Below are 14628 nucleotides of genomic sequence, written 5' to 3'. Positions count from 1 at the left end.
GAACCGACCGGGTCTGGAACCGACCGGGTCTGGAACTGACCACGACGGAAGTAGGGACAGATCATGGCGCGACCGGTCACGCTGTTCACCGGCCAGTGGGCGGACCTGCCGTTCGAGGAGGTCGCCCGGCTGGCCGCCGGCTGGGGCTACGACGGCCTGGAGATCGCCTGCTGGGGTGACCATCTCGACGTGCGGCGGGCCGCCGAGGACGACGCCTACGCCCGCTCCCGGCTCGACATCCTGGAGAAGAACGACCTGAAGGTCTGGGCGATCTCCAACCACCTGGCCGGGCAGGCGGTCTGTGACGACCCGATCGACGTCCGCCACCGGGACATCGTGCCCGCCAGGGTGTGGGGCGACGGCGACCCGGAAGGCGTGCGGGCCAGGGCCGCCGAGGAGATGATCGCGACCGCGCACGCCGCGGCCCGCCTCGGGGTGGACACCGTCGTCGGCATCACCGGGTCGGCGGCGTGGAAGTACGTGGCGATGTTCCCGCCGGTGACGCAGGAGCTGGTCGACGCCGGCTACCGCGACTTCGCCGACCGGTGGAACCCCATCCTGGACGCCTTCGACGCGGCCGGGGTGCGGTTCGCGCACGAGGTGCATCCGAGCGAGATCGCCTACGACTACTGGACGACGGTGCGGGCGCTGGACGCGATCGGCCGGCGGCCGGCGTTCGGGCTGAACTGGGACCCGAGCCATTTCGTCTGGCAGGACCTCGACCCGGTGGGGTTCATGTGGGACTTCCGGGACCGGATCTACCACGTCGACTGCAAGGACGCGAAGCGCCGGGTCGGCAACGGCCGCAACGGCCGGCTCGGCTCCCACCTGCCCTGGGCGGACCCGCGGCGCGGCTGGGACTTCGTCTCCACCGGCCGCGGCGACGTTCCCTGGGATGACTCGTTCCGGATGCTGAACACGATCGGCTACGACGGGCCGATCTCGGTCGAGTGGGAGGATGCCGGCATGGACCGCCTCGCCGGGGCACCGGAGGCGCTGGCCTTCGTCCGCCGGCTGGCCGTCGACCCGCCGTCCGCCGCCTTCGACGCCGCCTTCAGCTCCGCCGGCTGACCGGCGGGTTTCGGAGCCCGGCAGCGGCGGCCGGTCGGTGCGTCAGTCGGTGAGCATCCTGATGCCGAAGTAAAGGCAGAACGGGCCGGCGGTGAAGTACAAAGGGAGGAGGAAGATCCCCGACAGGGCCGCGCCGAACCAGTCCGTCCTGGTCACCCAGGTCGGATCGCGTGGTCGGTACACCACCCTGATCTTGGCGCCGATTCCCAGAAAGGCCGCGTCCGAGCTTCGCAGCGTGACGGCKCGAAGCTGCTCCCCGGCCCGTGTCGTGTAGTCGACGATCGGGGTGAAGATCGAGCCGCCGTCCTCGGCGTCGCTTTCGGTCACCTCGCAGTCGACGATGGTGGCGAGCGCGGTGTGGCCGGCGAACCGTAGCCAGATCCGCTGGATGATCTGGCGGAGCGTGTCGATGCCGAGCAGCAGGAAGAGCGCTCCGACGCACACCATGCTGATGGTCACCAGCGTTGCCAGCACCGACATCGTCTCGATGCTCATCGGCCCGCCCCGGCCGGAAGACCCTCTGCGCCATGGCGCCTCACGTGCCGATCATCCCGGTTTGGCACGGTCTTGACGAGATCGTTCCCCTGGCGGAAATCGGACAGTGCCGGGGGTTCCTGAGGCGGTGCTCCTCACTCCTCTAGATTCAACTATCGAACCTAGGTGGTAGGGTGCCGCCATGACGATCGCGGACCCGTCCACGTCGCCCTCGTCGGAGTCGGTGCCGCCGGCCTCGCCGGTGAGCCCGGTGGCGCCGGCTTTCGAAGCCTGGGGGGAGCCGCGGCAGAAGACCGTCGGCTGGCACGACCCACTGGCGACGGCCGCGCGCGCCGCGACGATGAGCGGCCTGGACTTCCTGTGCGCGTTGCGGGACGGCGAGGTCCCGCCGCCGCCCATCGCCGCGCTGTTCGACTTCCGTCCCGTGAGCGTCGAGCCGGGAGAGGTCCGGTTCATCTGCGTCCCCGACGAGTCCGCCTACAACCCGATCGGGGTCGTGCACGGCGGCCTCGTCTGCACCCTGCTCGACACCGCCGCGGCCTGCGCGGTGCACTCCACCCTGCCGGCCGGCGTCGGGTACACCTCCATCGAGATCAAGGTGAACTACCTGCGCCCGGTGCGGGCCGAGCCGGGCGCGCGGACCGAGCTGATCGCGCACGGCTGGGTCACCAAGCCGGGCCGGCGGGTGGCCTTCGCGGAGGGCGACGTCCGTGACGAGGCCGGCCGGATCGTCGCGACCGCGAGCACGACCTGCCTGGTCTTCCCGCTCGCGTAGCGCCCGCGGGACTGGCGAGGTGGCGCCCCGAAGACCAAGGTGACCTTCGGGGCCGCCTCCCGGTGGATCAGCTCACGTCGAACTCGCCCTTGCGGGCGCCGGTGAGGAACGCGCCCCATTCGTCGTCGCTGAAGGCGAGGACCGGCCCCTTCGGGTCGGYGGAGTCGCGCAGCAGCATGCCGCCATCGACGGGTGCCGCCTCGACGCAGTGGGTGTAAGGGCCGCTGGCGGTGCTCTTGTGCCAGTCGAGCTGGTCCTGGTCGATGGTGGCGAGCATGGATCGCATGTCTCGACTCATGACTGTCCTCCCAAGWGGAGATCGACCTTGATGTACGGCCCTGTACGCGGAGCCGCACTGATTCAGGGTGAAGTACCCCCACCTTGATTGCAATCCGTAGCTTTTAGATACGGAGCGTGACATTCGGATGTGCGTCACTCGGGATGACATGGATGAGCAGAGGCGATCAGGGGGCGGAGACCAAGTCGCCGGAGGGAGGCGACGCCGGTACTCCTCGCCGAGGGTCCGCCGAGRCCGGGCCAGCCACGCCCATCCACCCATGGGTTCTGGCGGGCGGGAAGCCGGGATCCACCCCACAAGCCATGACCGGATCCGACGAGGACCGTTTCGAATGTCGGTTGCTCGCTCCAGCCCCGAGAATCCCACCAGGTCACCAGCGCGCTCCGACCCTGTCGGCTGGTAATCACGATGCGGACGGAGTCCGAGGCGCACCGCCTTACTCTGTCTCCCACCCACGACTCCGTCTCCCACCCACACGCGTCGGAGTGGMGGCGCGTCGCTATCGCAGCGAGGACGGGACCATGACTGATCCCTCTGCCCCAAGGCTGACCGGAGGGATGCTGTGGACGCAGCCCGATGAGTGGGCACGGCGGCTTTCCCCAGACGGGTGCGTCATCTGCGCATCAGGGCCGCTCGACCTGATCGCCGAGTCGACCGGGGTATGGGCCACGGCGCCGRCACAAGCTCCGCTACCGGGCTATGTCTGCGTCGTCGCCCGCCGGCACGTGAACGAMCCGTATGAACTCAGCCGTGACGAGCAGGCCCATTTCTGGCTCGACTCCATGGTCGTCGCCGAAGCGGTCGCCTCCGTCGTCACACCGATCAAGATGAACTACGAGATCCACGGCAACACCCTGCCCCACCTGCATCTTCATCTTTTCCCCCGGCACACCGACGACCCGTTCGTCGGAGGCCCTGTCGATCCCCGCCGCGCTTCAGTCACCCGATCGGCCGCCGACCTCGACGCGCTCCGCGACGCCATAGGACAGCGACTCGCGCGCTGACATCCACGACAAGGCCCGCCGAAGCGTCGCGACCGCCAGTACGACCTGGCTGGACTTCCCGCTCACGGAGTAGCGAGCGCGGGATCTGAGTCTTCCCGCGGATCCAGACTGGGTAATGGTCCCCAGACAGCCAGACGCCGGGTTCACAACGGCCTGTACGAACAGGCCGCGATCGAGATCCTGGTCGAGGCGGACGCGATCCGGGAGGAATCCCTGTTCTGGGCCGTGATTGTCTCTGTCCGGCCGGAAGGCGTCGATGCCTACATCGACCGGGATCTCGCCGCGCGCGTTCTGAAGGAGACGGCCCGCGGGTCCGCGAGAAACGCGGCGTGGCGAGCGGCCTGCTCCCAGGTCGGCCGCCACGCCCGATGATCGCGGTGACCCGCGTGCCTAGTCGGCGGTGACCACCTTCAGCTCGACGCGGCCGTCGGCGTGATCGTGCTCGTGGCCATGGTCGTGGCCGCAGCCGCAGGCGTCGTCGTCGCCAAGGGCGTCGGCGAAGTGCTCGATGCGCTCGAACAGGTCGTGGGCGGCCGGGATCAGCGAGTAGTACTCGTGCATCATGTGATCCGCGAGGAAGATCGCCTGCGTTCCGACCTCCTGGCCGACCAGCGCACGAGCGTCGTCGAGGATCGTCCTGAGCGACGCACGMTCGGCCTCGTCCAGGTCGTCGTCATCCTCGAGCGAGCTGATCAGGTCATCGTCGATCGCGAGCGGGCCGACGTACGCCCCGGCCGGTTCGAGGTCCTTCGCGGCCTCGAGGAAACCCTGGAGGTCGTCCTCCCAGCTGACGACCGGAAGGTTTTCGTCGACCTCCGGCTCATCGGCGACGACGGCAATCCCGATCGCCCGCAGCGACTCGGTCACCTCCCGCACCTCGGCTGCCGTCATCAGTGCTCTCCTCTGCTCGGGCCGACCGGATGGCATCCGGAGCCGCTCACGTTCCGTCGTCTGACGGGACCCTATCGGTCCGCCCCCAGCGGCCAGGACACGGAACCACTCCCCCACGCCGACCCCGCCTGTCGCCCAGGCCGGAAGTCGAACGGCACGCGTGTCGCCGCGATCCTCGCGTTCCGAGGAACGCGGAGATCGATGCACGACAGGCCGTTCCCGACGGCGGCCGTCCCCCTCGTCCGACGGCACCGTCCCGGCGGGCCAGCCGCCCGAGTTGACGATTGACACGTCCCGCAGATCTAAGCAAGGGTGTCCTTGCATAGTTGGTCACGGCACGGGATACGCGTGGMCGACCGCCACCGCCGCCGGGTCCTGCCCAGACGAGACGGGGTTGGGGATGAACAACGATCAACAGCTCGAGGCGCTGCGGCGGATGCTGCGGATCCGTCGTTTCGAGGAATCGGCGATGGACATCGTGCGCAGGGGCCAGGGCATCGCCGGGTCGGTCCACATCTGCATCGGCCAGGAGGCCGCGATCGTCGGGTCCTGCCTGGCCCTGCGGGACGACGACTTCATGGTCGGCTACCACCGCTCGCACGGGCATCCGATCGCCAAGGGCGCACAGCTCGGGCCGTTGATGSCGGAGCTGATGGGCCGGAGCACCGGCGTCTGCCGGGGCAAGGGCGGCTCGATGCACCTTGCCGACTTCCGGATCGGCAGCCTGGGCGAGACCGCGATCATMGGCTCGGGAATCCCGCAGGCGGCGGGGGCCGCCTACGGCGCCCGGATCCGCGGCACCGACCAGGTGGCGCTCGTGTTCTTCGGGGACGGCGCGGCGAACATCGGCTCGTTCCACGAAGGCCTCAACCTGGCCTCGGTCTGGGGACTGGGCGTGGTGTTCGTGTGCGAGAACAACCTGTACGCGATGTCGACGGCGCTGGCCGACACGATGGCCAGCGACAGCATCGCCGCCCGCGCGGCGGCTTACCGGATGCCCGGGGTCGCCGTCGACGGCCAGGACGTCGGGGCGGTGCATGACGCCGTCACCGAGGCGGTGGCCCGGGCCAGGACCGGCGGCGGCCCGACGCTGGTCGAGACCCGCACCTACCGGTACCGGGACCACGCCGAGTACGGAAGCCTCGACCTCAGCCACCGCGCCGTCGACGAGCTCGAGCGGTGGCGCACCCGCGATCCCATCGACCTGCTGCGGGCCCAGCTGCTCGCGGCCGGCCTCGGCGAGGACGAGCTGGCCCGGCTGAGGGCGGCCGTCGACGAGGAGGTCCAGGAGGCGGTGCGGTTCGCGAAGGAGAGCCCGATGCCCGCGCCCGAGGAGCTGTTCGAGGACCTGTGGGCCACACCCGTGGGAGAGGCTGCCCGATGAGGACGATCAGCTACCGCGAGGCGGTCCGCCAGGCGATGCTCGAGGAGATGCGCCGCGACCCGAACGTCGTGGTCTTCTGCGAGGACGCCCGGTTCTGGACGATGCCGACCCACGGGTTCGTCGACGAGTTCGGCCCGGACCGGGTGCCGGTCATGCCCATCTCCGAGGAGGGCTTCACCGGCGCCGCGATCGGCGCGGCGATGACCGGTGTCCGGCCGATCGTCGACTACACGATCGCGAACCTGATGTACGTGGCCTGGGACCAGATCGTCAACCACGCCGCGAAGAACCGCTACCTGTTCGGCGGCCAGGCGAGCGTGCCGATCGTCTTTCGCGCCGCGATGAAGTACGCCAACGCGACGGCCGCCCAGCATTCCGACCGCCCGTATCCGCAGCTGATGAACGTGCCCGGACTGAAGATCGTGGTCCCGTCCAACCCGGCCGACGCGCTGGGCCTGCTCAAGTCGGCCATCCGGGACGACGACCCCGTCGTCTACTTCGAGCCGCTGCTGCTGTGGGGCGCCAAGGGCGAGGTACCGGACGGGGAGCACCTCGTCCCGATCGGCCAGGCCGCGATCACCCGCCCCGGCCGGGATGTCACCGTCGTGGCCATCGGCGACGCCGTACCCACGGCGCTCAAGGCGGCCGGCGCGCTGGCCAAGGACGGGACCGAGGTCGAGGTGATCGACCCGCGCACGCTGGTGCCGCTGGACAAGACGACGATCCTGGAGTCGGTCGCCCGCACCGGCCGGCTCGTCATCGCCGACCCGGCGCACAAGACCTGCGGCGCGGCCGCCGAGATCTCGGCGATCGTCGCCGAGGAGGGCTTCGGCAGCCTGCGCGCGCCGATCGTCCGGGTCGTCACCCCCGACGTGCACCCACCGTTCAGCCCGGCGCTGGAACGGCTCATGTACCCCACCCCGCAGCGCATCGCCGACGCCGTCCGCACGGTGCTCGGCGCGCCCTCCGCCGTGAAGGATCTCGTCAGCTGATGAGCGTCGAAGTCAACCTCCCCCAGTTCGGCATGGGTATGGCCGAAGGCACCATTCTCAGCTGGTTCAAGCAGGTCGGCGACGCCGTCGTGGAGGACGAGGAGATCGCCGAGGTCGAGGCGGAGAAGACCACCGTCGTCGTGGTGGCGCCGGTCAGCGGGACGCTGGTGAAGATCCTCGTGCAGCCCGAGGAGACCGTGCCCGTGTTCACGACGTTAGCCCTGATCGACGAGGCGTAGGAGGCGTGCGGTGACCGTGATGGAAGAGACGCCTGGCGCGGCCATCGYGCTCGCCGGGCTCAGCCACGGAAAGGCAGGGGCGCTGTGAAACCGGAGATGCAACGTGAGCTGGGGCGCCGGACGCTGGCCCTGCTGGACAACAAGACGACCGACATGGCTCCGCACCTGATGGAGGAGCCGCTGGATGGATACCGGTCACCCGAGCAGTGGGAACGGGAGAGGCGCGTCATCTTCGGCCGCTATCCCATGTTCGTCGGTCTGAGCCGCGACCTGCCGGGGCCGAGATCGTGGCTGACCTTCGACGCGACCGGCACTCCGATACTCCTCACCCGGGACGCCAGCGGACGCGTGCGGGCGTTCCTGAACATGTGCCGCCACCGCGGCGTCCGCGTCGTCGAGCCTGGTCGCGGCAGTCAGGCACGCCGCTTCGTCTGCCCGTTCCACGCCTGGTCCTACGACATCGAGGGCAGGCTGGCCGGCGTCACCGACGCCGAGGGGTTCGCCGAGCTGGACCGGGACAGCCGCGGCCTCATCGAGTTGCCCGTCGAGGAGCGCCATGGCATGATCTTCGCCGCCGCGCACCCGGAGGCGACGTTCGAGATCGACGAGTACCTCGGCGGCCTGTCCGAGCAGTTCGCGTCGTTCGGCTTCGACACCTGGCAGTCGGTCGCGCCGTCGCACCCGCACCGGGTCGGCGCGAACTGGAAGGTGGCGTGGGGCACCCATCTGGAGACCTACCACTTCGCCTACCTGCACAAGAATACCGCGGGACCGCTGGTGTACGGGAACACCTCGATCGCCGACTTCTACGGCGACCACGCGCTCATGACGTCGACCATGCGCACCATCGACCAGCTGCGGGAGCGGCCGGAGGAGCAGTGGCGCCCCGTTGACGACGGGCACATCAATCTGAACTACCGGCTCTTCCCGAACCTGAGCCTGTCGGTCGTCTTCGGCGAACGGCTGGAGATCTTCACCATCTATCCCGGTGAGAGCCTCCACGAGACCGTGGCGATGCACTACGCGTACCGCCGCACCGCGCCGGCGGAGCCCGAGGAGGCCGCGAAGCTGGAGCAGGAGATCCGCTGGGCCTGCCAGACCGTGGTGGACCAGGAGGACTACGCGATGGCGGCCAAGGTCGGYGCCGCGCTGCGTGCGCCCTACAGCCCCGAGACGCTGGTGTTCGGCCGCAACGAGCCGGTGATGCAGCACCTGACGATGTCGTTGCGGCGGGCGCTCGGCCCGCCGAGCGAGCAGCCCGCGTAGGCGAGCTCGGCGGCGGGCGGCGGGCGGCGTCCTGTCAGGCGCGCAGGCGGGCGGTGTAGTCGGCTCGGTTGGCGTCGTCGATGAGCTCGAGGCGGAACCCGTCGTCGCGTCGGAGGTACGCGAACAGCGTCGGGCGGCCCGCCTCGTCGGGCAGTGTCATCTCCAGGCTCCAGCCCTCCGTGCCGAGGCGCGTGACGTCTCCTTCGAGATCGTCCGTCCAGTAGGCGTAGTGATGCAGGCGGGGCCCGTTCGTCTCCCAGATGGTCCCCGGCCTGCCCTCGATGAGGTCGATATGCACCGGCCCTTCCCTCGAGATGCACGACTTCGGCCGTGGCTGGGGCACGCCGTCCACCGTGTGGTAGAGCCCCGGCGGCGTCGCCGGTGCTGTCCAGGACACGCCAAGGGCGTTCGCGAGATCCCTCATCGAGGCGGCGAGGTCGTTGGTCGTTATGCCGATGTGGAACGGCGCCGCGTCCATGGACGTGCTCCTCCGCGGACCAGCTCGAATGCAAGAGTCTCCTTGCATTTTGCCACAGGCCGGCGAGTCGCACCAACGCCAGGGYCGGCGCCGGTCACTTGATTCCCGTGTTCGCGATCGAGCTGACGAAGTAGCGCTGGCCGGCGAGGAAGAGCAGCATCACCGGGATCTGGCTCATCAGCGTCGCGGCCATGAGCACCGGCCAGTCCGTGAAATGGGCGCTCTGGAAGGTCGCGAGACCGATCTGCACGGTCATCACGTCGGATGAGGAGGTGACGACGAGCGGCCACAGGAACTCGTTCCAGACCGTCAGGAAGGTCAGGACGCCCACGGTGCTCAGCGGCGGACCCATCAGGGGCAACAGCACACTGCGCAGGATCCGGAAACGACTCGCGCCGTCGATGAGCGCCGCTTCTTCCAGCTCGACCGGCAACGTCAGGAAGAACTGGCGCAGCAAGTAGATGCCGAAGGGCGTCACCAGGTTCGGGACGATGAGCGCCGGCAGCGAGTTGACGATCCCCAGGTACTTGATGATGAGCAGCGTCGGGATCATCAGGACCTGGAACGGGACCATCAGCGTCGCGAGGATCGCGCCGAAAGCCAGCCGGCTGCCCGGGAAGCGAAGCCGGGCGAACGCGTAGCCGGCGAGGCTGCACAGCACCAGGTTCGTCACCACACAGGTGACCGAGACGATCGCGCTGTTGAGCAGCCAGCGGCCGAACGGCGACTCGGTCCAGGCCTGCGAGAAGTTGCTCCAGTGCAGCGCGCCCGGCACGCCCGGCGGGAACCGGCGGGTCTCCTCCCGCGTCGAGAGCGACGTTCCGAGCATGAACAGCAGCGGCACGACCATCAGCAGCGACGCGGGGATGAGCACGAGATGCCAGCCCGAAGGCCGCCGCCGCCACCGCCGCGGCCGGTGGCGCCACCAGCGCCGCCCCGGCAGCTCGGCGACCGTCGTGGCCGGCCCCGATTCGGCCGCCCCCGACAGGTCCAGCGCCGTCGAGGCCGGCTCCGTCATGACCGGCCCCCCGTCGAGGCGTCCCGGGCGAGCCGGGTCTGCGCCCAGGTGACCAGCGCGATGATCAGGAACAGCACCGTGGCCATCGCGGCGGCGTAGCCCGCGTGGAAGAGCTCGAAGGCCTGCTTGTAGAGGTAGTAGACGACGACGTTCGTCGCGTTCAGCGGCCCGCCCCTGGTCGTCACGTAGACCTCGTCGAACAGCTGCAGGGCGTTGATCGTGAGCCAGACCGTGAGAAACCCGGTGACCGGCTTCAGCAAGGGCACCTGGATACGCCAGAACGCGCCGGCCTTCGAGCAGCCGTCGATCTGGGCGGCCTCGATGACGTCACCCGGGACGCCCTGGAGGCCGGCGAGGTAGATCAGGGTGCCGAAGCCGACCCAGCCCCAGACGGTCATCGCGACGACGGAGAACAGCGCGGCGTGCGGCGAGGCGAAGAATCCCGACGTCGGCAGCCCCGCCTTCGCCAGCACGGTGTTGACGAGCCCGTACGCCGGGTCCAGGAGCCAGGTGAAGACGACCCCGGTGGCCACCGTCGACGTGACGACGGGAATGAAGAACGCCAACCGGTAGACCGACATCCCGCGGATCCGCCGGTTCAGCGCGGCCGCGGCCAACAGGGAGAGCAGCAGGGTCACCGGCACGAAGACCGCGGTGTAGAGGAGGGTGCGGCGGACAGCCGCGAGGAACACCTCGTCGTGGACCAGGTCGCGGTAGTTGGCGAAGCCGGCCGACGTCGCCGGCGTCTGCAGGTCGTTGTGCTGGAACGACAGCACGAACGACCAGACGACCGGGACCAGCCCGAACAGGCCGATCAGCAGCACGCTCGGCGAGATCATCGCCCAGCCGACCAGGCCGTCGCCGAGCCCCCGGCGGACAGGCCCCCGCCGCCCCGGCCGACCAGACCGGCGTCGGCGCGCGGGGGCCTCGGCCTGGTCCTGCCGGGCCTGATCCTGCCCGGCCCGCCCCTGCCCGGGCGGCGTCCGCCCGGGCAGGATCGTGCGTCGCGGTACCCGGGAGCGCGCGGCCCGTGAGCCGCGCTCCCCGACGCCGCCGGCGGAACTCACGAGTGCTGGGACAGCGCGGACGTCACCTGCGCCTTGGCGGAGTCGAGGGCCGCCTGCGGCTGGGCCTGCCCGAGGAGCACGGACTGCACCATCTGCCCCACCGCGGTGGACACCTCGGCGTAGGAGGCGATGTTCGGGCGGACGTGCCGCACGTTGTCGAGGTTGTCGACGAACACCTTCGCGCCCGGGTACTTCTGCAGGAAGGTCTGGTACTCCGGAAGCGCCGTCTCCGACTTGCGCAGCGGCAGGTCACCGGTCGCGATGGAGAACTTCAGGTGCACCTTCGCCGAGGTGAGCCAGGTGATGAAGTCGATCGCGACCTGGTGCCGCGGGCCGGAGTGGTCGAAGAGCATGTAGATGTCGGGGCCCGAGACCGTCTCGTGGTTGCCCTGGTAGCCCGGCAGGACGCTCACGCCGTAGTCGACGTCGGACGTGATGCTGGACAGGTCCCACGGGCCGGTCCACAGCATCGCGATCTTGCCGCTGTTGAAGAGGTTCAGGTAGTTCTGGTTGCCGGTGTCCAGGTACACGGACCTGTCGGTGACGACCATGTCCCGCAGCTGCCCCAGGGCGGCGAGCCCGGCGGCCGAGTCGAACGCGGGCGCCTTGTTGTCCTCGGTGAGCAGGTCACCGCCGGCCTGCCAGAGCAGCGGGAGGTACCGCCACACGGTGTCCTCGCTGCCGTCGTTCACATACGCCCAGCCGAAGGACTTGCTGGCCGGGTCGGTGAGCTTCTTCGCCGCGGCGCGGAAGTCCTCCCAGGTCCAGGAGTCCGTGGGCGGCGCGACCCCGGCCTGCTCGAACAGCTTCTTGTTGTAGACGAGGCTCAGGTTGTCCACGAGCGCCGGGATCCCGACGACCTTCCCGTCGACGGTGGTGGCCTCGCGCTCGGACGGGTAGAAGTCGTCCCAGTCGAAGGCGGGCGAGGCCACCGTGGCGGTGAGGTCGATCAGCTTCGGCTGGCGGGCCAGCTGGGCGGCCGACGAGCCGAACTCGTAGGCGACGTCGGGATAGTTGCCGGCCGTGAAGCCCGCGACGGTCTTCTGCAGCGCGTTGTCGTTCCCGCCGTTGAACTCGATCTTCACCTTGGTCGTCGGGTGGTCGGTGTTCCACTCGCCGACCAGGGACGTGATCGCCGCCGCCTCGGCGTCGGTGTAGCCGTGCGTCAGCGTGATCGTCGTCGGGTCGTCGGCGGTCCCACTGCCCCCGCTCCCACCCCCGCCGCAGGCGGCGACCGTGGCGGCCACCAGCAGGGTGCTCGCTGTCAGCGCCCCCAGCCGCCGCCCCCGTGTCGCGATCCAGGTACTGGCTACAGGGCGGGAAGCCATGGTCGGCGCTCCTTGGTCGACGCGGCTGGGTCGATCGCGCGAGCAAATCGCGCATGATCGATCAACTATTGTGCGCAGTGTTGCACTTAGTGCCCAAAACGGTCAAGACGTACGGACAAACGAGCAGTGAGATGCGCGTATCGTGCAGGCATGCGCCGCGAAGACCGTTTAGGGATCATCCTCCAGCGGCTCAACGAGACCGGCTCGGTGGGAGTCGACGACCTCGCCCAGGACCTCAAGCTCTCGCGGGCCTCGATCCGCCGCGACCTGCACCTGCTGGAGGAGCAACAACTTCTCACCCGTACCCACGGTGGGGCGGTCGCGTCGGGCGTGCTCTACGAGCTACCGATGCGTTACCGCGGCGGCCAGCGCCACGAGGCCAAACGCGCAATCGCGCAGTGCGTCGCGCGCCTGCTGCCCGACGACGTCGGCTCGCTGGGCATCAACGGCGGCTCGACCACGACCGAGGTCGCCCGGATGCTCGCGTCCCGGCCCGGTCTGCGGGTGGTGACGAGCGCGCTCAACATCGCCTCGGAGCTGGCGGTCCGCGCGAACATCGAGCTCGTGGTGTGCGGCGGCAGCGTGCGCGGCGAGTCCTACGAGCTCGTCGGCCCGCTGGCCGACCTGACCCTGTCCAACATCAACGTCGACGTCGCCATCGTGGGTGTCGACGGCGTCGACCCCGTCGCCGGGTTCACCACCCACCACGAGGTCGAGGCGCACACCAACCAGTCCCTGCTGCGGGCGGCCGAGCGTGTCATCGTCGTGGCGGACTCCAGCAAGATCGGAAAGCGCAGCTTCGCCAAGATCAGCGACGTCTCGGCGGCCTCGGACCTGGTCACCGACTCCGGCATCAGCGCCGAGGAGGTCGCCGCGCTCGAGCGGCTCGGCCCGACCGTCCACGTGGTCGACGCCGCCACGGCGCCCTGACCGGGGGGCGGCCCCGGCGGCCGGCGCCCTGACGGCCAGGCGTCAGGACACGGGGTCGCCGAGCCGCACCCGCAGCGGCTCCGGCAGCCGCTCGCCGTGCGCCGCCACCAGTTCGTCCGCCAGCCGCCAGATCTCCTCCACGCTCAGGCTGGCCGCGGTGTTGGGATCGGCCATCAGCGCGTGCCGGATGTGGTCCGGCCTGCCAAGGGTGGCCGCCCGCACCGTCAGGTCGACCACCGACAGGAACGTCCGGTTGAGGGCCGCGCACTGCGCTGGCAGGTCGCCGGCGGGGAGCGGGGCCGCACCGGTCGCGTCGACGCGGCACGGGACCTCCACCGCCGCCCCGGCCGGCAGGTTGTCGATGAGCGCGTCGTTGCGCACGGTCGCCTGGATCGTGCGCGCCGTCCCGGTGACCATGCTGTGGATCACCTGCGGGGCGTACTCGGCCGCCTCCTCCTCCGGCTCGACGTACCCGCCGGCCGCCACCACCGGCATCAGCGCCTCGACGTCGGCCAGGTTGCGAGCGCTGATCCCCACGTAGTCGTCGATCGGTATCCGCAACCGCTCGACCTCGCGCGGCTCGCGCAGGTACCAGGGGACGTACTCGGCGGAGTGCTCGCTGGTCTCGGTCGGGTAGAAGCCGAGCCGGCGGTACATGTCGACGCGGACCCGGCGGCGCAGCTGCGGGTCCGCGGCGATGCGGCGGTCCAGCTCCGGGTACAGGTCCACGCCGTCGCGCTCCCAGCGCAGCACCCAGGCCTGGTGGTTGACCCCGGCGCTGTGGAACGACACGTCGCCGAACGGGACGCCGATCAGCTCGCACAGGTCGTGCACCGTCCAGTAGACGGAGTGGCACAGCCCCAGGACCTTCAGCTCCGGATGGCGGGTGGTGAGGAACTGGATGTTCATCGCCATCGGGTTGGTGTAGTTCAGCAGCCAGGCGTCGGGCGCCTCGGCGCGCAGGTCGGTCGCCAGGCCGTCGAGGAAGCCGAAGGTCCGCAGCCCGCGGAAGACACCGCCGGGGCCCAGCGTGTCGGCGATCGTCTGGCGCAGGCCGAACCGGGCCGGGACCTCGAAGTCGGTCAGCGTCGCGGCGTGGCCGCCGATGTTGACCGCGTTGATGACGAAGTCGGCGCCGCTCACCGCGGCCGCGCGGTCGAGCGACCCGCGGATGGTGGCCTCGCGCGCGTGGCGCTCGACCGCGACGCGCGCCAGGTTCTCCGCGAGCTCGAGGCGGCGGGGGTCGACGTCGTGCATGACGAGCGTCAGCGGCCCGAGGTCGTCGTAGGTCAACAGGTCGCGCAGCAGCTGCCGGGTGAACTCGGCGGAGCCGGCGCCGACGAAGCAGACGGTGGTCACGCGGCGAGCATCGCACGGCGACGCGCGAAAGGG

At 69.9% G+C, this 14628-nt stretch carries 16 protein-coding genes; 8 read left to right on the top strand and 8 right to left on the bottom strand.

Annotated features, from left to right (window positions below; genetic code table 11):
• Positions 1-63 precede the first annotated feature (63 nt).
• Positions 64-1071, top strand: coding sequence for a sugar phosphate isomerase/epimerase family protein (locus tag BL253_RS04635; protein WP_076813871.1), 1008 nt, complete (start codon positions 64-66; stop codon positions 1069-1071).
• A gap of 42 nt (positions 1072-1113) precedes the next feature.
• Here the strand turns inward: BL253_RS04635 and BL253_RS04630 are convergent, their stop codons facing one another.
• A complete protein-coding gene (locus tag BL253_RS04630) occupies positions 1114-1566 on the bottom strand; it encodes a DUF3592 domain-containing protein (RefSeq protein ID WP_076813870.1) in 453 nt (150 codons plus the stop codon).
• Positions 1567-1747: 181 nt separating this feature from the next.
• On the opposite strand from BL253_RS04630, the gene BL253_RS04625 reads away from it, so the two are divergent.
• Positions 1748-2341, top strand: coding sequence for a PaaI family thioesterase (locus tag BL253_RS04625; RefSeq protein ID WP_081438007.1), 594 nt, complete (start codon positions 1748-1750; stop codon positions 2339-2341).
• Between the two features lie 67 nt (positions 2342-2408).
• Here BL253_RS04625 and BL253_RS04620 read toward each other — a convergent pair whose 3' ends face one another.
• A complete protein-coding gene (locus tag BL253_RS04620; RefSeq protein ID WP_096335913.1) occupies positions 2409-2639 on the bottom strand; it encodes a DUF397 domain-containing protein in 231 nt (76 codons plus the stop codon).
• A gap of 521 nt (positions 2640-3160) precedes the next feature.
• Between BL253_RS04620 and BL253_RS42180 the strand changes: the two genes are divergently transcribed.
• Entirely contained in the window at positions 3161-3643 is a 483-nt protein-coding gene (locus tag BL253_RS42180) for an HIT family protein (RefSeq protein WP_158230327.1), read from the top strand.
• A 390-nt stretch (positions 3644-4033) separates the two neighbouring features.
• On the opposite strand, the gene BL253_RS42175 is transcribed toward BL253_RS42180, so the two are convergent.
• Positions 4034-4534 (bottom strand): hypothetical protein, encoded by a 501-nt coding sequence (locus BL253_RS42175; RefSeq protein WP_076813868.1) that lies wholly within the window; start codon positions 4532-4534, stop codon positions 4034-4036.
• Between the two features lie 400 nt (positions 4535-4934).
• Between BL253_RS42175 and BL253_RS04605 the strand changes: the two genes are divergently transcribed.
• The 4 genes from BL253_RS04605 to BL253_RS04590 all read left to right on the top strand — a co-directional run bounded on the left by BL253_RS04605 (position 4935) and on the right by BL253_RS04590 (position 8415).
• Positions 4935-5918, top strand: a complete 984-nt coding sequence (locus BL253_RS04605) for a thiamine pyrophosphate-dependent dehydrogenase E1 component subunit alpha (protein WP_076813867.1) — start codon at positions 4935-4937, stop codon at positions 5916-5918.
• A complete protein-coding gene (locus tag BL253_RS04600; protein ID WP_076813866.1) occupies positions 5915-6910 on the top strand; it encodes an alpha-ketoacid dehydrogenase subunit beta in 996 nt (331 codons plus the stop codon). Before BL253_RS04605 ends, BL253_RS04600 begins: the two co-directional genes overlap by 4 nt.
• Complete coding sequence (locus tag BL253_RS04595; RefSeq protein WP_076813864.1) at positions 6910-7149, top strand: biotin/lipoyl-containing protein; 240 nt, start codon at positions 6910-6912, stop codon at positions 7147-7149. The genes BL253_RS04600 and BL253_RS04595 overlap by 1 nt, the downstream gene beginning before the upstream one ends.
• Before the next feature lie 96 nt (positions 7150-7245).
• Entirely contained in the window at positions 7246-8415 is a 1170-nt protein-coding gene (locus BL253_RS04590) for an aromatic ring-hydroxylating oxygenase subunit alpha (RefSeq protein WP_076813969.1), read from the top strand.
• 34 nt (positions 8416-8449) lie between these two features.
• Here BL253_RS04590 and BL253_RS04585 read toward each other — a convergent pair whose 3' ends face one another.
• The 4 genes from BL253_RS04585 to BL253_RS04570 form a co-directional block, all read right to left on the bottom strand.
• Positions 8450-8893 carry a VOC family protein gene (locus BL253_RS04585; protein ID WP_076813862.1) on the bottom strand — a complete coding sequence of 148 codons (444 nt, stop codon included), beginning with the start codon at positions 8891-8893 and terminating at the stop codon, positions 8450-8452.
• A gap of 94 nt (positions 8894-8987) precedes the next feature.
• Positions 8988-9911 carry a carbohydrate ABC transporter permease gene (locus tag BL253_RS04580; protein ID WP_241834525.1) on the bottom strand — a complete coding sequence of 308 codons (924 nt, stop codon included), beginning with the start codon at positions 9909-9911 and terminating at the stop codon, positions 8988-8990.
• Entirely contained in the window at positions 9908-10750 is an 843-nt protein-coding gene (locus BL253_RS04575; protein ID WP_241834524.1) for a carbohydrate ABC transporter permease, read from the bottom strand. The genes BL253_RS04580 and BL253_RS04575 overlap by 4 nt, the downstream gene beginning before the upstream one ends.
• 224 nt (positions 10751-10974) lie before the next feature.
• Positions 10975-12306, bottom strand: coding sequence for an ABC transporter substrate-binding protein (locus BL253_RS04570; RefSeq protein ID WP_076813860.1), 1332 nt, complete (start codon positions 12304-12306; stop codon positions 10975-10977).
• Between the two features lie 150 nt (positions 12307-12456).
• Here BL253_RS04570 and BL253_RS04565 point away from each other — a divergent pair, with 150 nt between their 5' ends.
• Positions 12457-13236, top strand: coding sequence for a DeoR/GlpR family DNA-binding transcription regulator (locus BL253_RS04565; protein WP_076813858.1), 780 nt, complete (start codon positions 12457-12459; stop codon positions 13234-13236).
• A 42-nt stretch (positions 13237-13278) separates the two neighbouring features.
• Here the strand turns inward: BL253_RS04565 and melA are convergent, their stop codons facing one another.
• On the bottom strand, positions 13279-14595 hold the full coding sequence (gene melA, locus BL253_RS04560; RefSeq protein WP_076813856.1) for an alpha-galactosidase: 1317 nt from the start codon (positions 14593-14595) through the stop codon (positions 13279-13281).
• Between the last annotated feature and the right edge of the window lie 33 nt (positions 14596-14628).

It is taken from the genome of Pseudofrankia asymbiotica, from assembly GCF_001983105.1.
Taxonomy (GTDB): domain Bacteria; phylum Actinomycetota; class Actinomycetes; order Frankiales; family Frankiaceae; genus Pseudofrankia; species Pseudofrankia asymbiotica.
The sequence above is the reverse complement of the archived record's forward strand: the minus strand, read 5'-3'. Positions and strand labels throughout refer to the sequence as shown.